At 60.3% G+C, this 21,348-nt stretch carries 16 protein-coding genes and 1 pseudogene; 10 read left to right on the forward strand and 7 right to left on the reverse strand.

Going from position 1 to position 21,348, the window contains the following annotated elements; all coding sequences use genetic code 11:
* Positions 1-221 precede the first annotated feature (221 nt).
* The 3 genes from recQ (at position 222) to ACIGHL_RS06375 (ending at position 5,255) form a co-directional block, all read left to right on the forward strand.
* On the forward strand, positions 222-2,345 hold the full coding sequence (gene recQ, locus ACIGHL_RS06365; RefSeq protein WP_128120622.1) for a DNA helicase RecQ: 2,124 nt from the start codon (positions 222-224) through the stop codon (positions 2,343-2,345).
* 166 nt (positions 2,346-2,511) lie between these two features.
* Positions 2,512-2,949, forward strand: coding sequence for a MarR family transcriptional regulator (locus ACIGHL_RS06370; RefSeq protein ID WP_045428075.1), 438 nt, complete (start codon positions 2,512-2,514; stop codon positions 2,947-2,949).
* A gap of 332 nt (positions 2,950-3,281) precedes the next feature.
* The gene (locus ACIGHL_RS06375) at positions 3,282-5,255 is read left to right on the forward strand and encodes a FimV/HubP family polar landmark protein (RefSeq protein ID WP_128120623.1); all 1,974 of its coding nucleotides are present in this window, start codon (positions 3,282-3,284) and stop codon (positions 5,253-5,255) included.
* 28 nt (positions 5,256-5,283) lie between these two features.
* Here ACIGHL_RS06375 and ACIGHL_RS06380 read toward each other — a convergent pair whose 3' ends face one another.
* Complete coding sequence (locus ACIGHL_RS06380; RefSeq protein WP_128120624.1) at positions 5,284-7,464, reverse strand: patatin-like phospholipase family protein; 2,181 nt, start codon at positions 7,462-7,464, stop codon at positions 5,284-5,286.
* Between the two features lie 73 nt (positions 7,465-7,537).
* On the opposite strand from ACIGHL_RS06380, the gene ACIGHL_RS06385 reads away from it, so the two are divergent.
* Complete coding sequence (locus ACIGHL_RS06385) at positions 7,538-7,822, forward strand: Rdx family protein (RefSeq protein ID WP_046164204.1); 285 nt, start codon at positions 7,538-7,540, stop codon at positions 7,820-7,822.
* Between the two features lie 22 nt (positions 7,823-7,844).
* Here the strand turns inward: ACIGHL_RS06385 and ACIGHL_RS06390 are convergent, their stop codons facing one another.
* Positions 7,845-8,774, reverse strand: coding sequence for a LysR family transcriptional regulator (locus ACIGHL_RS06390; protein ID WP_128120625.1), 930 nt, complete (start codon positions 8,772-8,774; stop codon positions 7,845-7,847).
* A 124-nt stretch (positions 8,775-8,898) separates the two neighbouring features.
* Between ACIGHL_RS06390 and araD1 the strand changes: the two genes are divergently transcribed.
* Both araD1 and ACIGHL_RS06400 read left to right on the forward strand, forming a co-directional pair.
* Positions 8,899-9,894 carry an AraD1 family protein gene (gene araD1 / locus ACIGHL_RS06395; protein ID WP_128120626.1) on the forward strand — a complete coding sequence of 332 codons (996 nt, stop codon included), beginning with the start codon at positions 8,899-8,901 and terminating at the stop codon, positions 9,892-9,894.
* Between the two features lie 129 nt (positions 9,895-10,023).
* On the forward strand, positions 10,024-11,604 hold the full coding sequence (locus ACIGHL_RS06400; protein ID WP_128120627.1) for an aldehyde dehydrogenase (NADP(+)): 1,581 nt from the start codon (positions 10,024-10,026) through the stop codon (positions 11,602-11,604).
* 21 nt (positions 11,605-11,625) lie between these two features.
* Here the strand turns inward: ACIGHL_RS06400 and ACIGHL_RS06405 are convergent, their stop codons facing one another.
* Positions 11,626-12,600: a LysR substrate-binding domain-containing protein gene (locus tag ACIGHL_RS06405; RefSeq protein WP_045428055.1), complete on the reverse strand. Its 975-nt coding sequence runs from the start codon at positions 12,598-12,600 to the stop codon at positions 11,626-11,628.
* Positions 12,601-12,760: 160 nt separating this feature from the next.
* Here ACIGHL_RS06405 and dctP point away from each other — a divergent pair.
* From dctP to ACIGHL_RS06425, 4 genes and pseudogenes are all read left to right on the forward strand, one after another.
* Positions 12,761-13,779 (forward strand): annotated as a pseudogene (dctP, locus tag ACIGHL_RS06410) (TRAP transporter substrate-binding protein DctP).
* A gap of 143 nt (positions 13,780-13,922) precedes the next feature.
* Entirely contained in the window at positions 13,923-14,429 is a 507-nt protein-coding gene (locus ACIGHL_RS06415) for a TRAP transporter small permease subunit (RefSeq protein ID WP_128120628.1), read from the forward strand.
* Entirely contained in the window at positions 14,426-15,727 is a 1,302-nt protein-coding gene (locus tag ACIGHL_RS06420) for a TRAP transporter large permease (protein ID WP_046164197.1), read from the forward strand. Before ACIGHL_RS06415 ends, ACIGHL_RS06420 begins: the two co-directional genes overlap by 4 nt.
* A gap of 64 nt (positions 15,728-15,791) precedes the next feature.
* The gene (locus ACIGHL_RS06425; RefSeq protein WP_128120629.1) at positions 15,792-17,528 is read left to right on the forward strand and encodes an IlvD/Edd family dehydratase; all 1,737 of its coding nucleotides are present in this window, start codon (positions 15,792-15,794) and stop codon (positions 17,526-17,528) included.
* A gap of 40 nt (positions 17,529-17,568) precedes the next feature.
* Here the strand turns inward: ACIGHL_RS06425 and ACIGHL_RS06430 are convergent, their stop codons facing one another.
* From ACIGHL_RS06430 to ACIGHL_RS06445, 4 genes are all read right to left on the reverse strand, one after another.
* Positions 17,569-18,459 (reverse strand): DMT family transporter, encoded by an 891-nt coding sequence (locus tag ACIGHL_RS06430; protein ID WP_128120630.1) that lies wholly within the window; start codon positions 18,457-18,459, stop codon positions 17,569-17,571.
* A 144-nt stretch (positions 18,460-18,603) separates the two neighbouring features.
* Positions 18,604-19,371, reverse strand: a complete 768-nt coding sequence (locus tag ACIGHL_RS06435; RefSeq protein ID WP_216706853.1) for a helix-turn-helix domain-containing protein — start codon at positions 19,369-19,371, stop codon at positions 18,604-18,606.
* Positions 19,372-19,450: 79 nt separating this feature from the next.
* Positions 19,451-20,839, reverse strand: a complete 1,389-nt coding sequence (locus ACIGHL_RS06440; RefSeq protein WP_128120632.1) for an adenylate/guanylate cyclase domain-containing protein — start codon at positions 20,837-20,839, stop codon at positions 19,451-19,453.
* Positions 20,840-21,012: 173 nt separating this feature from the next.
* Positions 21,013-21,330, reverse strand: a complete 318-nt coding sequence (locus tag ACIGHL_RS06445; RefSeq protein ID WP_128120633.1) for an Mpo1-like protein — start codon at positions 21,328-21,330, stop codon at positions 21,013-21,015.
* Between the last annotated feature and the right edge of the window lie 18 nt (positions 21,331-21,348).

Genomic DNA, 21,348 nt, shown 5'->3' on the forward strand with positions numbered 1-21,348 from the left:
ACAGCGCTGATTCTAGACGAGCCGCAGGCCTCAGGCTACCGCGCGCTTTGACGCTGCGGCGGCTGCGGGCATTTCCTGCCACTGCGTCTTCGACTGATTGAAAATTTCGCCCGGAGTTCCGCCGTACCGCCGTGGGACACCCAACTATCGCAGGAGCAGTGTTCTGCCTGAACCGGACGGCTGTGTCGCGTATACTCGCGCGTCTTGTTTCGGAGACCGGCATGCTCGATCAGGCACAGCGCATTCTAAAAGATGTATTCGGCTACGACGCGTTTCGTGGCAACCAGGGTGCGATCATCCAGCGCGTGGCCGACGGCGACGATGCGCTGGTGCTGATGCCGACCGGCGGCGGTAAATCGCTCTGTTATCAGGTGCCGGCGTTGCTTCGCGACGGCTTGGCCGTAGTGGTGTCGCCGCTGATCGCGTTGATGGACGATCAGGTGGCTACGCTCGAGGAACTGGGCGTTGCGGCGGCTGCGCTCAACTCGACCTTGACGCCCGAACAGCAGCGCGACATTGCCGACCGTTTGCGCCGTAACGAAATCAAGATGCTTTATCTCGCGCCCGAGCGGCTGGTTCAGCCACGCATGCTGGCGTTCTTGCAGCGCTTGCAGATCGGTTTGTTTGCCATCGATGAGGCGCACTGCGTATCACAGTGGGGGCATGATTTTCGTCCTGAGTACCTGCAGCTCGGCCAGCTGGCTGAATTTTTCCCCAGCGTCCCACGAATTGCGCTGACTGCCACGGCCGACAAGCGAACGCGGGAAGAAATCGTCCAGCGCTTGCATCTGGGGAATGCCGAGCGATTCCTTTCAAGTTTCGATCGGCCAAACATCTTCTATCGCATCGTGCCGAAGGAACAGCCTCGCAAGCAGCTCATGGCGTTCCTTGCTGAGCGCCGCGGTGACGCCGGAATCATCTATTGCATGTCGCGCAAGAAGGTTGATGACATCGCCGCCTTTCTTACCGAGCAGGGCTTTCCGGCGTTGCCCTACCATGCCGGTCTGCCGAATGATCTTCGGGCATTTCACCAGAGGCGCTTTCTCAATGAGGAAGGCCTGATCATGGTTGCGACCATCGCATTCGGCATGGGCATCGACAAGCCCAACGTGCGTTTCGTTGCTCATCTGGATCTGCCGAAATCGCTGGAGGCCTATTACCAGGAAACCGGCCGCGCGGGTCGCGATGGTTTGCCCGCCGACGCCTGGATGGCATACGGGCTGCAAGACGTAATCTTCCTCAAGCAGATGCTCAACAATTCCGAAGGCGACGAGCGACACAAGCGCATCGAGCAGCACAAACTCGACGCGATGCTCTCGCTTTGTGAGGAAACTCGTTGCCGTCGTCAGGTGCTGCTGGCGTACTTCGATGAGGATATGCCGGAGCCCTGCGGGCATTGCGACAATTGTGTCGACGGCGTGCAGACATGGGATGCCACCGAGCCGGCGCGACAAGCCCTGTCGGCGATCTACCGCAGCGGCCAGCGCTACGGTGTTGGTCACCTGGTCGATATCCTCCTTGGTCGAGACAACGAAAAGATCCGCAGCCTCGGTCATCAGCACTTGTCAGTATTCGGCGTAGGCAAGGCATTGTCCGAAGGGGAGTGGCGATCACTGTTTCGCCAGCTGGTCGCCCGCGGGCTGGCCGACGTCGATCTGGAAGGTTTCGGTGGCCTTCGCCTCAGCGACAGCTGCCGTACTTTGCTCCGGGGCGAGGTCGCCCTGGAGCTGCGTCGAGAGCTGTCCACCAAGGCGCCGAAGTCCGCCGCGAGCGCAGCGAGTCAGCTGGTGCGCAGCGAAGAGCGTGAGACCTGGGAAGCACTGCGCACCCTACGCCGTAAACTGGCTGAGGAGCATGGTGTGCCGCCTTACGTCATTTTCCCGGACGCGACGCTTCTGGAGATGCTTCGCAGCCAGCCTGGCACACTCAGCGATATGGCGCGCATCAGCGGCGTCGGCGCACGCAAGCTCGACCGTTACGGCCAAGCGTTTCTTGAAGTGCTGCAAGGCACGGCACCAGCGGCCAAATCGCCAGCCGATGTTCGCCACGAACTGATCACTCTGGCCCGCGCGGGCATGACGCCGGCGCAGATCGCACGGCAACTCGATTGCAGCGAAAAGAACGTCTACGCCATGCTTGCCGAAGCCATAGGCCAGCAGCAGTTGAGCCTTGAGCAGGCGCTGGACCTGCCAGAGGAGTTGCTCGGGGAGATCCAGGAAGCCTTCCTTGATGGCGAGGGGGAATTACCTCCGGTTGCGGCCGTTGCTGAACAGTTTGCCGGACGAGTCCCCGAGCCGGTCTTGTTCTGCGTACGAGCATCGTTGCAAGCCGAATTCGAGCTCTAGCGGTCACCCTCAGGGGTGCGGCGTATTGCCGCTGCGCTTGTTCGCTGTACGGGCTAGCGAGGTGCACCGCAATACAGGGTTACGTACCGGGCCGATGGTAGCCTTGCCAGCCTCTCGGAGCTGTGGTTAGCTCGCTAATAATTAGTTTTTCCGGAAAGACCGCTCCATGTATCCCGACCAACATCGCTTCGCCATGCAGTTGGCTCAACTTTCGCGTGGCTGGCGCGCCGAGCTGGACCGCCGTCTAGCAGACCTCGACCTTTCTCAGGCGCGATGGTTGGTTCTACTGCATCTGGCCCGATTCGACCACGACCCTACACAACGGGAGCTTGCACAAAGTGTTGCAGTCGAAGGGCCAACGTTGGCGAGGCTACTGGACAGTCTCGAAGCACAAGGTCTAGTCCATCGCCAGCCGGCTCCCGGTGATCGCCGCGCCAAACTCATTACGCTAGGTGCCCCAGCGCGCCCGCTCATCCAAAGAATCGAGGCGATTTCCACTCAGGTTCGCCACGAACTCTTCGACGGAATCGACGAAGAAGATCTGCGTAAGTGCCAGCAAGTACATGAACGCATCTTGGCGAACCTTGTAAAAGCCAAGCGTTAAGGCAGCCCTGCCATACGTTCCTGCGCATAGGCCTGCGCATAGGCCTGCGCATAGGCCTGCGTACGGTCTGGCCATGGCTAGGTTGGCTCGCCAGGTGGCCACGCAAGATTTTAAAGCGCGTGTGTAGGCCGCCCGATTTCAGGCACTGCCATCAGCTGCCTTTTGTCTTTTGACGCTAGGCTATGTTTTGCAAATGATGGCACAATGCCTTCGCGCGCACGCCGACGAACTGCCTCTAATTTCTTCCGCATCAGTCGATAACCGCGTCACAGTTCAGTAATCGAACCGTGGACCGGCGAAGAAACACGCCGAACGCCACCTGCGGAGGTTTCATGGCACTCGGTCGTCGAGTCTTGTTTACGGTGGCCTCTGGCTCGCTGATCTATTCGGGCATGGTTTCCGCCTTAGGTATGGGCGACATCACGCTCAACTCTGCCCTGAATCAACCGCTGAGTGCCGAAATCGACCTATTGGACGTAGGCGATCTGGGCGTCGATGACATCCGTGTGGTGTTGGCTTCCAACGCAGATTTTGCGCGTGTGGGCGTCGAGCGGCTGGCGTTTTTGCAGGATCTGCGCTTCACGCCGGTGATCGACGGTAACCGGAGCCGGATCCGCGTTGCGACCAATAAGCCCGTCCGCGAGCCTTATCTCAACTTCCTGGTCGAGATCACCCGGGCGAAGAGCCGGATGCTCCGTGAGTACACGGTTCTGCTTGATCCGATGCCAAGTTCGTCCGAGGTTTCGAGCAGTTTCGTCGTGAGTAATCCGCAAGCCGATGCTCGCCCGGCGCGTGTCGAACCAGCGCGTTTCGTGCCGCCTGCCGAGCTGCCGCAAGCGTCGCAGGGGAAGCGTCACCGGGTGGCTAGCGGTGAGAGCCTGTGGGCTATCGCCGACGCCTACGCAGGTCGCACCCGAGCGTCACAGGCGCAATTCATGCGCGACATTCAGGCCTTGAATCCCGATGCCTTTGCCGATGGTAATGCGGCGCGTCTCAAAGCGGGGGCTGAGCTGCTGTTGCCAGATGCAGCCATACAAGCCGCTGCAGAGTTCGTAGAGCCCGCTTCGCCAGCGCCGATGGCCGAGACCACCACGCAGGGCCAGCTGACAGCCGATGGCAAGCCAACTTCACCGGCGCCTGCCGATCCGACACTCGTTGACGATCAGGTAGCCATGTTGCGTCGTCAGCTGTTCGAAGAGCTGGCCGCCAGCCGTGAAGAGAATCAGCAGCTCAAGCAAATGCTGATCGACATGCGGCTTCAGCTTGAAGCCGTTACTGCACAATTAGTGGAGCAGGGGCGGCCGCAGGCGGTTGCTTCGCCAGCTGTGGAGCAATCGGCACCAGCGATAATGCCGGAGGGTCAGCCGATCGTGCTGCCGCCAGCTGAGGCGAGCCCAGCCGAGGCTGTTTCGTCGTTTCGCTGGCAGGACTGGACGTTGCCCGGCGGCGGAGTGTTGATTTCCATGTTGTTGGGTGGCCTGTGGTTCAGTCGCCGCAAAAAATCCGAACCCAAATATCCAGATGCGGTGCCCGTTGCCGTTGCCGCTCCCCAGCCGACGCGCGTGCCGCCGGTGGCCGTCGTGGCTGCGCCGGAAATGCCTCGCCAGCCCGCGCATGCATCTGTCAGCGAGACCGACGTGCTTGAAGCGGCAAATATCTACATCACCTATGGCCGCCGCGATGAAGCGATTGACGTGCTGTCGCGCGGAATCGAGCGGGCGCCGACACAACTCGATATTCGCCTTCGCCATCTCGGGCTTCTTGCTGAGGTCGGCAACGTCGCCAGCTATTGCGTGGCTGCCGACGCCTATCTGCAGGCGGGGGGCGAGCGTGCACAGCTCGATCAGCTGCTCGCGTTGCATCCCGCGCTGGCTTCGGCGGTTTCTATCGCCAAACCAGCAGCGTCTGAACCGTTCCTGGATCCGGATATCACCTTTGTTCTGGACGAGTCACTGGCGGCAGACTTTCCGGACTCTGGATCTGAACCCGTCCCGCAAACTTCAGCGGTGGAAGCCGGACAGGCGTACCCCGCCCAGCCATTGATCGATGGTTTCGATGAGGCACTTACGCTTGGCGAGCTGACATCGTTGCTCGGCAATGCGGAACCGGTCGAATCGAAACCGACAGCGGAAGAACTTCGCCAGCTCGAGCCGAATCCCGAACACCTGGTCCGTCTCAACCAGGCGGTTGCGTATATCAAGCAGGGCGACATGGAGAATGCTTGCATCATTCTCGAAACCCTCGCGACTGAGGGAGATGAAGCGCAGCGGCAGCAGGTCAACGAGTTGCTTGCAATGATCGCCTAACGGAGCAGGGTTAGAGACGGCGCACCGATCAGAAACTTCGCCCCAGATTCAGATACAGGGCGCGCTCAGCTTCGTCGTTCAGGCCGTAGCTGAAATTCAGCGGCCCCAGCGGTGTCTCGTAGCCGATAAAGATGCTGCCTGCGTTGATATAGCCGCTATCGAACGCGTTGTCATTGTTCCAGGCGCGCCCACGTTCCAGTGACGCACCCAGATAGAGCGGGAAATCCAGGGGCAGAAACGAGCGGGGTGTCATTCGGCGGTAATAAATCATGCGTGCCAGACTGATGTTCTGGCCGGACAGGGCGTCTTGCCGGAACCCCGACAATTGCCGCGCGCCGCCGAGCAGAAAGCTTGAGGTGACGATCTCGGCATCATCCAGTGTTCGTCCGTAGCGTCCGCCAAATACCAACGTATCCAGGCCGAAGCTGAAGGCCTTGTCCAGGCGAAACTCCCACTGACGATAGCGCCTATCGGAGCCCAGACTAGGATCGTACTGGCGAAGGGTAAGTCCGATGTCCTCGCCCTCACGAGGGAAGTCGACGTCGTCCACCGTGTCGAACGAATACCGCAGCTGGTAGTAACCTTCCTCGAATGAGAAGTCTGGCAGTTGCTGGTCACCGACGCGAACATCAGCCTCACCCCAGGCTTGCCCCACACCAAAGCGGATTTCGCCGTTATTGGCAATCTGTCGACCCAGGCTTAGCCCATAGCCATAGCGCTGCAGGCGGTATTCGGCGATAGGGTCGTTATTCAGGATAGCCTCGACGTTCTGCGCTTGCGCAATGAGGTTCGGCGCGACGAACCAGCGGGAGCCAGCGTCTAACGGCTGGTAGAACTCACTGAAGAATTCTTGACGATCGCCCAGTTGCAGGCGCGTCAGCCACTCGGCACCCAGTTCGTTGATGCCGTTCTTGCGGAAGCTTGCGCCGATGTTGAATGCGCTGTCACCGCGAAAATCATCAGAAAGATTGATTCCAAGACGCAAGTAATCGGTGCCGGAGCGCTTTTCTCGGGCTGTGACGACCAGCGTATTGCCGGGTTTACCGTGGGCGATTCGGTACTCGACCTGTTCGAAGTAATCGAGTCCGTACAGCGTGCCCATGTCCTTTTGCAGGTCTTGCACGTCCAGCCGCTTGCCGATCTGCTGGCGGATGTGTCGGCGTATCACTGCATCGCCGACCTTGGAATCGTTCTCGATGCGAACGGCGGTAATCAGCGGAGTGCGCGGTTCGGCCGAGCGGGCGAGGCTCAGCGAAAGGTTGCCGCCGCTTTCGCTGCGCATGGTAGCCAGCCGACCACCCAGCGCATCGGCAGCACGATAGCCCGCATCGATCAGCTGTTCGGCTCGTCCGAAATCGGTCGACCCAAACGCCGCCAGCATCGGCTGCACCAGCAGGTCTTCCGGTCTAAGGGTGGCCAGCTGCGCTTCGGAGTTGCGCCGGGTCATCATGGTGATCGACTGGTTGAGCACATCGACGACGGTCAGCAGCTGTTCGCGCGGCAGCAGTGGCGTGCCGATGTCCACTACGATCAGACGGTCTACACCCATGTCGCGAGCGACATCCATCGGAACGTTGTCGACCATCCCGCCATCGACCAGTAGCCGGCCATCTATTTCGACCGGGGCAAAGACGGCTGGGATCGACATGCTGGCGCGGATGGCCTGGGGTAGGTGGCCGCTACGGAAAATGACCTTCTTGTCATTGGCGATATCGGTCGCCACAGCGCGGAACGGGATTGGCAAACGGTCGAAGTCACGGATGTCACTGGCATGAACCAACAGCCGTTCGAGCAGCAGTGCCAGGTTCTGCCCCTGGATCACACCAAGCGGAAGGCCGAGGCTGCCATCGTCGCGAAAGCTCAGCTTGCGTTTGACCAGAAAGTCCCTGTCGTCCTGCTTGCGCCGGAAGGGGATGTCCTCGCGCGGAGGATCATCGGAAAGCACTTGCTGCCAGTCCAGTTCGAGTGCCAGTTTTTCAAGTTCATCGACACTGTAGCCAGCGGCATACAGGCCGCCGATTACAGCCCCCATACTGGTGCCAGCAATCGCATCGATCTGCACGCCTTGTTCTTCCAGCGCCTTAAGCACGCCGATATGCGCCAGGCCCCTCGCTGCGCCGCCGGAAAGGACCAGACCAGTGCGCGGCTGGGTTTCGGCAAAGCCTGCCAGGGGGACGAGCAGGATCAGCAGAAAGAGGAGACGAGACATGAAGGCACACCGGACGGACTGACGTGAAATGGCAGGTATTATAGGGTCCCGTCAGCTACCCGAGCGCCTCGACATGGCCGATACCAAGCCCGAAATTGTGATCACCTATTGCACCCAGTGCCAGTGGATGCTGCGCGCGACATGGCTGGCTCAGGAGCTGCTTTCAACCTTTGCGGATGACCTCGGCAAGGTGTCGCTCGTGCCCGCAACGGGCGGGACCTTTCATATCACCTGCGACGGTGTGCAGATATGGGAGCGCAAGCTGGACGGCGGCTTTCCTGAAGCCAAGATCTTGAAACAGCGGGTGCGGGACCAGATCGACCCGGAGCGAAATCTGGGGCATAACGATCGGGCCTGAGCCTGCTCCAGCGGCGAACCGATCAGACCGACAGCTGCTCGGTCTGCAATTCTTCCAATAGCAGCTGCGCCGCTGCTGACAGCGTGCTGCCGTGGCGGGCTATCACGCCATAGGGCTCGCTGCGTGACTGCAGATTCAATGGCAAACGGCGGATCATGCCGAACCTCTCGCTGAATTCGGCCACGGCCAATGGCATGACGGCCACCAGTTCGGAATCCTCCTGCAAGAGGCTGAGCATGGTGAAGGTCGAGGCGGTTTCGACCGGGTAACGCGGGAATTCCAGCCCACATTGACTGAACTCGCGTTCGAGCAGCAGGCGCATGGGCATGTTCGCTGGGTAGACCACCCAACGGTAGATGCTAAGGTCGGCCAGTTCGAGCGTGGCGACGCGCGCCGGATGGTCTGGGTGGGCCACGACCGTCAATTGTTCTGGGTGTAGCGTCAGACAGTCGTAGGCGTCCGGGCGCTGGCTGACGCTGCTGCGGCAGATCGCCAGATCGAGCCGGCCCTGATCGACCAGACCCAGCAGCCGCGCGCTCGTATCCTCGACGATCTCGACCGAAAGCTCCGGCTGCTTGCGCCTAAGCCGGCCGAGTGCGCGCATCAGCATCGGTACGGCACCCATGATGGTTCCAACGGAAAGCCGCCCGCCATGACCCTGAAGAATTCCCACCATTTCTTCGCGCAGGTGCGCCACGTCGCTGTGAATCAACCGGGCGTAGCGGATCACGCAGCGGCCGAGATCGTTGGGCACCAGTCCTTGGCTATTGCGGGTGAAGAGCTCGGCTCCGAAGGTATTTTCGATCTCATGCAGCGATTTGGTCGCGCCAGGTTGGCTGATGAAGACCTGCTCGGCCGCGCGGTGCACCGAGCCCTGCTCATCCAGCGCAATCAGTAACCGCAGCTGCTTGAGCCTGAGACGAGAAACAATGGAGGGGAGGGCGGCAATCATGGGATGACTGGAGGTTATCGCTCAATCAGAAGTCGTCATTAGGCACCAGCGGACGCGGTTTTTAAAGTGATCGCAACAACACCCCCATCAGGCTGGGCGTCATCACAATAAAAGGAAGGTGCGCATGCGGTTGATTCAATTCGAGAGCGAACTGGGTTGCAGGCACGTGGGGCTGGTAGCCGACGAGCGGATCGAGGTCCTAACTGGCGTCACCAGCACGCGCGAGTTGGCTTTGGCGGCCATCCGCGAGCATCGCAGCCTCGCTGAGCACGTCCAGTCCCAGGCACGCGAAGCCGGTCCTTTGTACCGCGAGCTGCTCGACGCAGGGCGGGTGCTGCCGCCGCTCGACCATGAAGATACTGCCCATTGCCTGGTCAGCGGCACGGGTCTGACCCACATGGGCAGTGCCGCGACTCGCGACAAAATGCATCAACAGGGCGAGCAGGACGAAGCCAAACTCACCGATTCGATGCAGATGTTCCGCTGGGGTATGCAAGGCGGTCGCCCGAAGTCAGGCAACGTTGGTGCCCAGCCTGAATGGTTCTACAAGGGAGACGGCAGCATTGTGGTGCGTCCCGGTGCGGACTTCCCGGCGCCTGATTTTGCCGAGGACTACGGCGAAGAGCCCGAGCTAACCGGCCTCTATGTGATCGGGGATGACGGTCAGCCGTACCGCTTGGGCTTTGCCTTGGGCAACGAGTTCTCGGATCACGTGCTTGAGCGCAAGAACTACCTTTATCTTGCGCACTCGAAGTTGCGCTACTGTTCGTTTGGTCCCGAGTTGCGGATAGGGCCATTGCCGGCGCACTTGGCTGGAGTCAGTCGCATTCGCCGAGGCGACCAGGTGCTGTGGGAGAAAGAGTTTCTGTCCGGCGAGGAAAACATGTGTCACACGCTGGAAAACCTTGAGTATCACCATTTCAAATATGCACAGTTCCTGCGTCCCGGTGATGTTCACGTGCATTTTTTCGGGACGGCGACGCTTTCGTTCGCTGACGGAATCAAAGCCCAGGCGGGCGATCAGTTTGAGGTCAGCCTGGATGAGTTTGGCGCACCACTGCGCAACGGCATCAGCATTTGCCGTTCGGGTATTTCCCCGGGCGGCGTGAAGCCACTCTGACATCCGCATGGCTAGTGACTGGCCGCAACGCCCCGGCGCACCTACGCGCTGGGTTTTACGTTTCAAACTCTTCGCTCTTAGGCGGACTGGGCGAAGCCTCATGAACCACATCATCAGAGGAACAATTCCATGCCGAACATCAGCGGTCAGAACTACATAGCCGGGGCCCGCAGCGCGCAGGGTTCGATTGTCGTCCAGAGCGTCGACGCCAGCACCGGCGAAGCATTGCCGTATGAATTTCATCAGGCGACCGAAGACGAAGTGAATGCCGCAGCGCAAGCGGCAGCCAGCGCTTATCCAGAGTACCGAGCGCTTCCTGCGGGCAGGCGAGCCGACTTCCTCGATGCTATTGCCGACGAGCTGGATTCATTGGGCGATGACTTCGTTGCGCTGGTCTGCCGCGAGACAGCATTGCCAGCAGGTCGAATCCAGGGTGAGCGTGGCCGTACCAGCGGGCAGATGCGGCTGTTTGCCAAGGTGCTGCGCCGCGGAGACTTTCTGGGCGCACGAATCGACCGAGCGCTGCCAGAACGCAAGCCGCTGCCACGCCCTGATCTTCGCCAGTGCCGCATGGGGCTGGGGCCGGTTGCGGTATTCGGCGCGAGCAACTTCCCATTGGCGTTTTCGACTGCCGGTGGCGACACCGCCTCTGCGTTGGCAGCCGGTTGCCCGGTGGTATTCAAGGCCCATAGCGGCCATATGGTGACGGCTGAATGCGTAGCTGATGCAGTGATTCGCGCGGCGGAGAAAACCGGCATGCCCAAGGGTGTGTTCAACATGATCTACGGCGGCGGTGTCGGTGAGTGGCTGGTCAAGCATCCGCTCATTCAGGCGGTAGGTTTCACCGGTTCGCTACGCGGCGGTCGTGCACTCTGTGACATGGCCGCCGCGCGTCCGCAGCCGATCCCGGTCTTTGCCGAGATGTCCAGCATCAACCCTGTGGTGCTGATGCCTGATGCGCTCAAGAGCCGCGGCGATGTTATTGCTAACGAGCTGACCGCATCGGTGGTGATGGGCTGCGGCCAGTTCTGTACCAACCCGGGTCTGGTCATTGGTGTTCGCTCGCCGGAGTTCAGCGAGTTTCTGCAGCGGCTGGTCGGCTTCATGAACGAGCAACCGGCGCAGACGATGCTCAATGCGGGCACGCTCAGCAGCTACGGCAAGGGCGTCCAGCATTTGCAAAGCCATCCGGGGATCAGCCATCTTGCCGGCCAGGACCAGCAGGGCAGCCAGGCGCAGCCGCAACTGTTCAAGGCTGACGCAAAGCTGCTGATCGAGGGGGATCCGCTGTTGCAGGAGGAGGTGTTCGGCCCGACCACCGTTGTGGTGGAAGTGAATGACAAGGCTGAGCTGATGCGCGCGCTGTCAGGCTTGCATGGCCAGCTCACCGCGACGCTCATCGCCGAACCTACTGACCTGGCGGACGCCGCCGATCTGGTAGCGCTGCTGGAGCAGAAGGCCGGACGGATACTGCTCAATGGCTATCCGACCGGGGTGGAAGTCTGTGATGCCATGGTTCATGGCGGGCCTTATCCTGCCACCTCGGATGCCCGGGGTACGTCAGTCGGCACCTTGGCGATCGACCGCTTCCTGCGCCCGGTCTGCTATCAAAACTTCCCGGATGCGCTGCTGCCGGACGCGCTGAAGAACACCAACCCGCTGGGTATTAAGCGCTTGGTGGATGGTGAAACCACCGACGCGGCGCTCTGATGGGTGGAGCGGCTCGCTCGACTAACGCTGTGCCGCTCCGTGACCTAGCCCCATCTGCTGCGCGGTATCGCGCAGCAGTTCCAGCACGCTGGCGGCTGCTGGCGAAAGTTGCTGCGGGGTCTTGGTGATAATGCCGTAGGCCATCAGCCCTTGGTTCAGATCGGCGTCGATGCTCGCATCGACCTCGATCTCCTCCAACATGCCGTAGCGCGCATAGTGCGCTAGCACATCGCGTGGCAGGACGGTCAGCATGTCGTCCTTCTCGACCAACGTGGTCACCATCAGCAAGTTCTCCGCATTCACGACCTTTCGTGGCGGACGCATGCCGACGCGCTGGAACAGCGCATCAAACTCCTGTCGCAACACACTGCCGACTGGGGGTAGCACCCAGTCAGCGGCGTTCAGTTGCGCGCGAGACATAGGGCTTTTGATCAGCCCGGCGCGGGCACAGATCTGCAAGGGCTCCTTGGCCAAAGGCTCGAAGTGCAAGTCGACTTGCTGACTGCTGGCAAAAAAGCGCGCGACCAGAAAGTCCAACTCGCCATCGTCCAGGATCGTCAGCAAATCGCGGCTTGAGCCGGTGCGGATGGTGACTTCCAACTCTGGGAAACCAAGCTTGGCGCGTCGGATCACCTCTGGCAGCAGCTCTGCGCAGGGCGTCAGGATGGTGCCGATGCGCACATGGCCCTGTTGCCCGTGACGCAGCGCATCGACCTCACTGTAGGCTCTATCCAACGTATTAAGCATGCGCTTGGCGTGGCGAATCATCGCTTCGCCATACAGCGTCGGGACTACGCCGCGGGCATGTCGTTCGAACAGCTCAACGCCCAGCCCGTCTTCCAGCTCCTTCAGAAGCTTCGAGATTGCCGGTTGGGAAATGCCCAGGCCGGCGGCAGCACGATTAAGGTTACCGGTATCACCGAGAGCGGCTAGCAACGGGATATGACGGTTCTTGAGCCGTGCCCGGACAAACCAGTTACTGTTGATTGGCTTCATCAGGTATATCCATTCGTGTATCGGTAGTGCTGAAATATATATTTGTTGATGATGTCTTGTCTCTCTAGGCTTCAAAACAACGAGAGCGCTGCTCTGCTGCTTCCGGTGGCTAGCGCCTCGATCGTGACGGTGCCTAATAAAAATAATCGGAGAAGCCTTTATGCAATTTAATATCCAGCGTTTCGGGTTCGGTCTCGCAGCCACTTTGATCCTCGCGTCCGGCAGTGCCTTTGCCAAGCAGGAATGGAAATTCCAGATCAACGTCAACGCCGGCGATGACGAATATCGCATCGCTCAGGAGTGGGCAAAAAGCGTCGGCGAGAAAACCAATGGTGAAATCACCGTAGAGGTTCTGCCAACCGGCACCATTGTCGGTAACAACGAGACACTGGATGCGGTCGGAGCCGGCATCATTCAGGGCCACATCACCGATCCTGGCTATTTCTCCGGTAAAAATCCTGCGTTCGCGGTATACGGCAACATGGTCGGTGCCTGGAGCGGCCCGGCACCGTTCTTGGATTACATGCGCAACGCTGGCGGCGAGGCGGGTTACAACCGTCTGGTGGAGCCGTACAACGTTCACCTTATCCGTGCTGGCGCTGTGGGCGCGGAGTCCCTGATCAGCAAGCGCAAGATCGAAACCCTCGACGACCTCAAAGGCCTGAAAGTGCGAGCGCCGGAAGGCATGGTTTCGAATATCTTCAAGCTGGTCGGTGCAGCGCCGGTGAACCTGCCGACCTCCGAGGTCTATACCGGGCTGGAAAAAGGCGTGATTGATGCAGCCGACTACACGGTGTTTTCCACCAATTACCAGCAGGGCTACCACAAGTACGCGCCGTCGCCGTCTATCCCGGCTTCCACTCGATGCCGATGAAGGACATCTCGGTTAACAAGGCGCTATGGGATGACCTGTCGCCTGAGCAACAGAAGATCCTCGAAGACTCGGTCGATGCCTTTACCGAGCAACTGGTCACTGATCTGCAGAAGAAAGACGAGGAGCAGGTTGCATTGGCCAGGCAGAAAGGCGATGTGACGCTGACCTCGCTTCCCGAGGATGAGGTGAAGAAGTTTCGCCAGTCCGCGCGGGACGAATGGTCGCGCTGGCGTGACCGCAGCCCCCAGGCGAAGGAGGCGGTGGATTCCATGCAGGGCTACCTGCAGGACAAGGGCATGCTCTGAGCCGCGCAAGCCGGCCATCCAATCTCCGAGTAACCAAAGACTTTCCGGCCCATGTCGGAGAGTCCGAGGAGTTTCGCTGGGAAAAAACTCAATCTTCGTCTGACGATCATCTGGATGTCTGCGCCCCAGAGCCGGGCCAGGGCATGCTTGATCGTGGCATTCGACGTGGCGGTCAGGTCATTGCCTGGCTGGTGTTCATCGCCATGCTGGTCAGTGTGTTTGAAGTTGTCATGCGCTACGGCTTCAACTCGCCCACTGAATGGGCGCACGAGACCACGACCTTCCTCGTCGCGGCCATCTTTGCCTTGGGCGGACCCTATGCATTGGCGACCAACCGGCACATCCAGATACGCATCCTGCTCGACCGCCTTTCACCCCGTAAGCGCAGCTGGCTCGAATTGCTGAACCTGGCGCTGGGCATCCTGTTCTGCCTGGCGATCGGCTATGCCGCCTGGGTGCTGGCCTACAACGCCACCCACGCGCCCGATGGCAGCTGGCGGCTGGAGACCTCGGGATCGTCCTGGAACCAGCCTTTGCCTGCATTCACCAAGATAGTCGTGCTGGTCTCCATCGCGCTGATGGCGGTGCAGCAAGTGGTGCGAATCGCGACTCACCGGCGTGCGCGTCTCGATGGGGATGGCAAGCCATGAGTATTGAGATCGCAACCTACCTGATGATCTTCGCGATCTTCGCGCTGCTGGTGCTGGGACTGCCGCTGGCATTCGTCACCGGCCTGGTCGCTGCCGGCTTCACCTTAGGCTGGTTCGGCCCGGTGGCCGTGCCGCTAGTGGCCAGCCGCCTGTTCGGTTTCATCACTGAATATTCGTTGGTGGCGGTGCCGATGTTTGTGTTTATGGCCGGCTTGCTGGACCGGTCAGGGCTGGCGCGGGATCTGTTCAACGCCATGCGCTTTTTCGCCGGGCGGCTCCCGGGTGGGGTGGCGGTGCAGACCATCGTGGTGGCGTTCTTTCTCGCTGCCATCTCCGGAATCATTGGTGGCGAAATTGTCCTGCTCGGTGTGCTGGCGTTGCCGCAAATGCTGCGGCTGGGCTACGACAAGCGCATCGCCATCGGTGTGGTCTGCGCCGGCGGTTCGCTGGGTACCATGGTGCCGCCATCCATCGTACTCATCATTTACGGCCTGATTGCCAGTGTCTCCATCGCTGATCTGTTCAAGGCAGCGATTGTTCCCGCGGCGCTGCTGATGGGCAGCTACATGCTCTATGTGGTGGTGATGTGCATGCGTTATCCGCACATGGGCGGTGCTCATCTGGAAAAAGACTCCAGCCTGCCGCGGCTTACCCTTGGCGAAGCCTTCAAAGGCATGTTCTTTCCGATTGCCATCGCCGGACTGGTGCTCGGCAGTATCTACGCCGGCATCGCCTCGGTGACCGAAGCGGCAGCCATGGGCGCGATGGGTGTACTGCTGGCGGTGCTGGTACGCGGTGAATTCAGCATCAAGTTGCTGCAGGAAAGCCTGACCCAGACCCTCGAAACCTGCGGCATGATCGTCTGGATCGGCATTGGCGCAGCCTGCCTGGTCGGGGTTTACAACCTCATGGGCGGCAACCGTTTCGTCTCGTCGGCGATCACCGGCCTTGAGGTTGCACCTTTCGTCATCGTGCTGGTGATGATGCTGATCTTCCTCTTGCTGGGCATGTTCCTCGACTGGATCGGCATTGCCATGCTCTGCCTGCCGATCTTCGTGCCCATCGTTGTAGAACTCGGCTACGACCCGGTGTGGTTCGGCATCCTCTTCGCGGTGAGCATGCAGGTGTCCTACATCTCGCCCCCGTTCGGGCCTGCGGCGTTCTATCTCAAAAGCGTGGCGCCGCCCGATATCACACTGACCGACATCTTTCGCTCGATGGTGCCCTTCATCGTCATCCAGATTGCGGTACTCGGCCTGCTGCTCTACTTCCCAGCCATTTCGACCTGGCTGCTTTGACCCAACCCACAAACGATCAACCCGGCAGGCCCGTGCGGTCTGCCGCTGGAGAGGTGCACGCAAAATGACTGATAAACGCCCCCTGCGCTCCGCTCAATGGTTCGGCACTACCGACAAGAACGGTTTCATGTACCGCAGCTGGATGAAGAACCAGGGCATCCCGGATCATGAACTCCAAGGCAAGCCAATCATCGGCATCTGCAATACCTGGTCGGAATTGACCCCCTGCAACGCGCACTTTCGCAAAATCGCCGAGCACGTGAAGAAGGGCGTGCTAGAGGCCGGCGGTTTCCCGGTGGAGTTCCCAGTCTTCTCCAATGGCGAATCGAACCTGCGACCGACCGCCATGCTGACACGCAATCTGGCCAGCATGGATGTCGAGGAGTCGATTCGTGGCAATCCGGTGGACGCGGTTGTGCTGCTGGTCGGTTGCGACAAGACCACCCCGGCGCTGCTGATGGGGGCGGCGAGCTGTGATGTGCCGACCATCGTCGTCACCGGTGGGCCAATGCTCAACGGCAAGCACAAGGGCCGCGATATTGGTGCGGGTACCATCGTCTGGCAGATGCATGAGCAGTACAAGGCTGGGCAGATCGACCTCAATGAGTTCCTTTCCGCCGAGGCCGGCATGTCGCGTTCGGCGGGCACCTGCAACACCATGGGAACCGCCTCGACCATGGCCTGCATGGCCGAAGTACTGGGCACCTCATTGCCGCACAACGCGGCGATTCCGGCGGTGGATTCGCGTCGCTATGTGCTGGCGCATCTGTCCGGTATGCGCATTGTCGACATGGTTCACGAAGACTTGCGCTTGTCCAAGGTGCTGACCAAAGAAGCCTTCGAGAACGCTATCCGGGTGAACGCGGCCATTGGCGGTTCGACCAATGCCGTTATTCACCTCAAGGCCATCGCCGGGCGGATTGGGGTCGAGCTCGAGCTGGATGACTGGACACGTATTGGCCGAGGCATGCCGACCATCGTCGACCTGCAGCCGTCGGGGCGCTTCCTGATGGAAGAGTTCTACTACGCCGGTGGATTGCCTGCGGTGATCCGTCGGCTGGGTGAAAATAATCTGCTGCCGAACCCTGACGCATTGACGGTCAACGGCAAAACACTCTGGGAAAATTGCGTGCAGGCCCCGATCTACGGCGAGGACGAGGTCATTCGTGCGCTGGATAATCCACTGCGCAAAGACGGCGGCATCTGCGTATTACGCGGCAATTTAGCCCCCAGTGGCGCTGTGCTGAAACCCTCGGCGGCGACCCCGGCATTGATGAAGCACCGCGGCCGTGCAGTGGTATTCGAGGATTTTGACGACTATAAGGCGCGCATTGCCGACCCCGATCTGGATGTCGATGAATCCTGCATTCTGGTCATGAAGAACTGCGGACCCAAGGGTTACCCCGGCATGGCCGAGGTCGGCAACATGGGCCTACCGCCAAAAGTGCTGGCCAAGGGCATCACCGACATGGTGCGAATTTCCGACGCCCGTATGAGCGGTACCGCTTACGGAACCGTGGTATTGCACGTCGCGCCGGAGGCCGCCGCTGGCGGACCGCTGGCGGTGGTCTGTAACGGTGATTTCATCGAGCTGGACTGTTATGAGGGCCGCCTGCATCTGGATATACCGGATGCCGAACTGCAAGAGCGTCTGAATGCCTGGAAAGCCCCGCAAGGCCTGTTGTGGGACGGTGGTTACCGGCGGCTGTTCGTCGAGCATGTCATGCAAGCCGACGAAGGTTGCGACTTCGACTTTCTGGTTGGCTGCCGCGGTGCCGGTGTACCACGGCATTCACACTGATCGGCAAAGCCCAGCGGTCGAGACGTAGCGTCTCCTGCCGCTAGGGCGTTTTGGCCAATGGGGAGGCAGCGGTTGCTGCAGATGGCGCCTTCAATCGGCTGGTGATGACCGAGGCGAGGATGATCAGAGCCCCGCCAGCGAGCATCCCCAGCGAAGGTTGTTCGTTGAACAGCCACCAGGCGATAGCGATGCCATATACCGGCTCCAGCGAGAAGATCACCGATGTCGTCCGAGCCTTCAACACTTTCAGGCTCGCCACGAACAGGCTGTGTGCCAGGCCGGTGCAGAGCACGCCGAGCAACGCCAGCCACAGCCAGTCCATGGCCGGGACGGCTGGCAGTGACGACCATGAAAAAGGCAGCAGACACAGCAGAATGATGCAGTTCTGCCAGAGTGCAGCCTGGACCGGGTCCACGCTGCGGGTAACCGCGCGATTGAGCAATGAAAGCAGGGCAAACATCAGCCCCGAGAGGATGCCGTAAATCAGCCCCAGCGTGCTTTCGCTAGCCAGGTCGAATTGTGGCGTAACCAGTAGCAGTCCCACACAGACCAGGGCGACCATGCCGAACTCAACCGGTCGGGTGCGCTCGCGGAACAGGACCCCTTCCAGCAATACGGTAAAGGCGGGAAAGCTGGCGAAACCCAGTGTGGCGATACCGACACCGGCGGTCTTCACGGCGATGAAAAAGGTGAGCCAGTGGCCGCCGAGCAACAACCCACCGAGAAGCAGTCCGGCCCGCTGGCGTGGGCTTGGGGCCGTGCCACCGCTACGCAGGAATCGTGCAGCGAGTAAAAGCGCCACGACAGCAAATCCTGCCCGGCCAAGGGTAATGATCAGAGGCGTGCTATCGGCCAGCTTGCCGAAGACCCCGGAGAGACCAAACATGAGCGCGCCGAAGTGGATCGCCAGTAAAGCGTTGCGATGGGTCATGGCCTGGCGTCCAGCGCAGCAGATATTCGGAAACCTGATGAAGGGGAGTCGGAACGGTCCATGAGCCCTCGTGGTGGCGTGCGTTTGCGCATCTGCAACAGGGAGTGCTCATGGTACGGCGCGGGATGCGGTGGGTCTGTCGCGTTACTCTCGCGATTTGTCGCGCGCCTCGCGCCGAACAGCCCGTGGAGTAAGGCCGTAGTGGCGGTTCAGCGCTGCGGTAAAAGCACTTTGCGAGGCATAACCGACCCGCGCAGCGATCTCGCCGACCGCCAGATGGGTACTGATCAGAAGTTCTCGTCCCTGATGCAGGCGCCGCAACCGGACAAATTCTTGAGGCGTAAAGCCCGTTTCGCTGGCAAAGCGTGCGTGGAAGCGCTGCACGGAAAGGCCCGCAACTCTCGCGAGGTCTCTGACTTCAAGTGGATGTGACAGGTGTCTGTCGACGTACGCATGCAGCGCCGTCAGCGGGAGCGGATATTGCCGATCGGCTGGCTCGCAACCGGAGGCGAGGCTCGCCAGCAACAGTGCTGCGCCTTGCTCGCTGATAATCGGATCGTTGATTGGACTGGCCGCGAGCCAGCCGACCAGCTGGCTTTGTGTCGGGCTCAGGCGCAACGCCGCAGGCCGTTCGAGCAAGCGATGAGCGGAATCTGCATGGTGGCCTAGACGCTGCCGCAGCCAGTCCCAGTTGGGGATATCGGCCACCAGGCAGAGGCTACCCTCGGCGCTGCCGCAGGCATGGCGCGCATCGCTGGGCACGACGGCCAAAAGCTGCTGCTGGACGCGACTGCCCTGGCCGTCAATCTCAAAATCCAGCTGCCCGCGCAAGCCGAACACCAGCTGCGTGTGCTCGTGGCTGTGGATGATCTGGTCGTGGTTGTAATGACGCAGGGAAAGGATGGGCGGCATGGTAGACCTCGACTGCATGCGGAACGCCGGCAGATAGCGATGGGTGATGACCCTTTGACCCGAGCCGGGCCAGGCGGTGCTACATGATGACCTTGTCGCGCAACTTGTCGGCGGCCTGATTGAGCGCCTGGATGACGCGCTCTTTGTCGAAGTTCTGCACGCCGTTGGTGTCGAGATACATCGAGAAACCGGGCAGTTCGTGCTCGACGAAGCTGTTGGTAGCACCGAGGTCGCGACGGAAGTCGACCACTTGGTAGATCTGCACCGGACGGGTGAAGCCTTTGACTGTGATCTGGCCTTTGTCGCGGCACATGATGACGTCTTTGACCAGCGAATAGGTCTCGTGGGAAATGAGGATTTCCCCTGCCTCGGCGGAGCTTTCCAGGCGGCTCGCCAGATTCACTTCGCGACCGATGATGGTGTAGTCCATTCGGGTGTCGGCGCCAAAGTTGCCGACTGTGCAGTAACCGGTGTTGATGCCCATGCGGATTTCCATCGGCTTGGTAATGCCTTGGCCGCGCCATTGTTGGCGAAGGACTTTCATGTGCTTGCGCATGGCAATAGCCATCGAAACGGCTGCCACGGCATCCTTTTTCGCACCCTGGCTGGCGGGGTCGCCAAAGAACACCATGACGCAATCGCCGACGAACTTATCGATTGTGCCGCCGTACTTGAGAGTGATCTTCGACATCTCATTGAGGTAGGTATTAAGCAGATCGGTGAGGGCTTCAGCTTCCAACTCTTCGGAGAGTTCGGTGAATCCCTTGATGTCGGAAAAGAACACCGTGAGCTTCTTGCGTTGGGTTTCCAGTCGCACGCTGCGCTTGCCGGAAAAAATCGATTCCCACACCTGTGGAGACAGGTACTTGGCGAGATTGCGTGCCAACCGCGCAGCTTTCGCCTGCTGGGCTTCGACTTCGCTGCGTGCCTGCGCCAGTCGGATGCCCTGTTGGTGCACGTAATAAGCCGTTACGCACACGTAAAGGGTGGTGAACAGGATGCTGACTGCCGATACCAGAACCGAGCTGCCCCCTTCGAAACGCAAAGGCACCAGCAAGCTGGTCAGTCCGACGCCGATGCAGACCATCAATAGCGTCATCAATAGATGACGCAGACTACCGACCACCAGCGCGCTGAAACTCAGCGTCAGCAGAAACATCAGGCTCGGCACGAGGCTGCATCCGAGCAGCACGATACCAGCGCCCGCGTTCAAGGCATCGAGGCACAACAGGGTCTGGGAGGTGGTTTCCGGGTGTTCGCGCTTGAAGCGGTAGCTGAGGTGATAGGCAAAGTGCGGATACAAGAGCGTATAGGGCACCAACCACAAAAGGTCGAGTGCAAACTGCTGGCTATAGACACCGGCGGCGAGCGTGGCGGCGCAGATCAGATAGGCGAAGACTCGCGCGTAATATTCACGCAGTGGACGAGTCGCGAGCCCGTTACGTCGTTCACCGGTCACGGTTGACATTATGGTTGCTATCCCTGAAAGAAACCGGCGCTCTGGAATGCGCCGTTGGAGGCGACAGCGCATCGGTCGGCGCTGGCTCGGCGATCATAACCAAGTCGCCACCACTGCGCCAAACCGCCGGTCCATTCCGTGACCGGCAGCCGTTGCGACTCGGCCCGGATGACTTAGTTAAATCAAAATCGAATCTTGCCGGTGAGCATGTCTTTCAGCATCACCCAGTCACCTAGAAAGCTGTACAGGGGGTACTGAAACGTCGCTGGACGGTTCTTCTCGAAGATGAAGTGGCCCACCCAGGCAAACCCGTATCCAGCCAAAGGCATCGCCAGCAGCCATAGCCACTGTTGACTGATCAGCGCATAGGCGAGGATCGCCAGTACCAGCAAGCTGCCAATGTAATGCAAGCGTCTGCAGGTGGGGTTGCTGTGTTCGGCGAGGTAAAACGGGTAGAAATCTGCAAAGCGGGTAAAGCGTTCGGCGGTTTGCGTGCTCATGCCGCACCTCCTGTCATT

Source organism: Pseudomonas sp. NPDC077451, from assembly GCF_044543345.1.
Classification (GTDB): Bacteria; Pseudomonadota; Gammaproteobacteria; order Pseudomonadales; family Pseudomonadaceae; genus Stutzerimonas.

Coding starts and splice junctions, on each gene's coding strand:
- ACIGHL_RS06425 (WP_128120629.1), top strand. CDS start 15,792: ATGACTGATAAACGCCCCCTGCGCTCCGCTCAATGGTTCGGCACTACC.
- ACIGHL_RS06400 (WP_128120627.1), top strand. CDS start 10,024: ATGCCGAACATCAGCGGTCAGAACTACATAGCCGGGGCCCGCAGCGCG.
- recQ (WP_128120622.1), top strand. CDS start 222: ATGCTCGATCAGGCACAGCGCATTCTAAAAGATGTATTCGGCTACGAC.
- ACIGHL_RS06440 (WP_128120632.1), bottom strand. CDS start 20,839: ATGTCAACCGTGACCGGTGAACGACGTAACGGGCTCGCGACTCGTCCA.
- ACIGHL_RS06420 (WP_046164197.1), top strand. CDS start 14,426: ATGAGTATTGAGATCGCAACCTACCTGATGATCTTCGCGATCTTCGCG.
- araD1 (WP_128120626.1), top strand. CDS start 8,899: ATGCGGTTGATTCAATTCGAGAGCGAACTGGGTTGCAGGCACGTGGGG.
- ACIGHL_RS06405 (WP_045428055.1), bottom strand. CDS start 12,600: ATGAAGCCAATCAACAGTAACTGGTTTGTCCGGGCACGGCTCAAGAAC.
- ACIGHL_RS06415 (WP_128120628.1), top strand. CDS start 13,923: ATGCTTGATCGTGGCATTCGACGTGGCGGTCAGGTCATTGCCTGGCTG.
- ACIGHL_RS06380 (WP_128120624.1), bottom strand. CDS start 7,464: ATGTCTCGTCTCCTCTTTCTGCTGATCCTGCTCGTCCCCCTGGCAGGC.
- ACIGHL_RS06370 (WP_045428075.1), top strand. CDS start 2,512: ATGTATCCCGACCAACATCGCTTCGCCATGCAGTTGGCTCAACTTTCG.
- ACIGHL_RS06385 (WP_046164204.1), top strand. CDS start 7,538: ATGGCCGATACCAAGCCCGAAATTGTGATCACCTATTGCACCCAGTGC.
- ACIGHL_RS06430 (WP_128120630.1), bottom strand. CDS start 18,459: ATGACCCATCGCAACGCTTTACTGGCGATCCACTTCGGCGCGCTCATG.
- ACIGHL_RS06390 (WP_128120625.1), bottom strand. CDS start 8,774: ATGATTGCCGCCCTCCCCTCCATTGTTTCTCGTCTCAGGCTCAAGCAG.
- ACIGHL_RS06445 (WP_128120633.1), bottom strand. CDS start 21,330: ATGAGCACGCAAACCGCCGAACGCTTTACCCGCTTTGCAGATTTCTAC.
- ACIGHL_RS06435 (WP_216706853.1), bottom strand. CDS start 19,371: ATGCCGCCCATCCTTTCCCTGCGTCATTACAACCACGACCAGATCATC.
- ACIGHL_RS06375 (WP_128120623.1), top strand. CDS start 3,282: ATGGCACTCGGTCGTCGAGTCTTGTTTACGGTGGCCTCTGGCTCGCTG.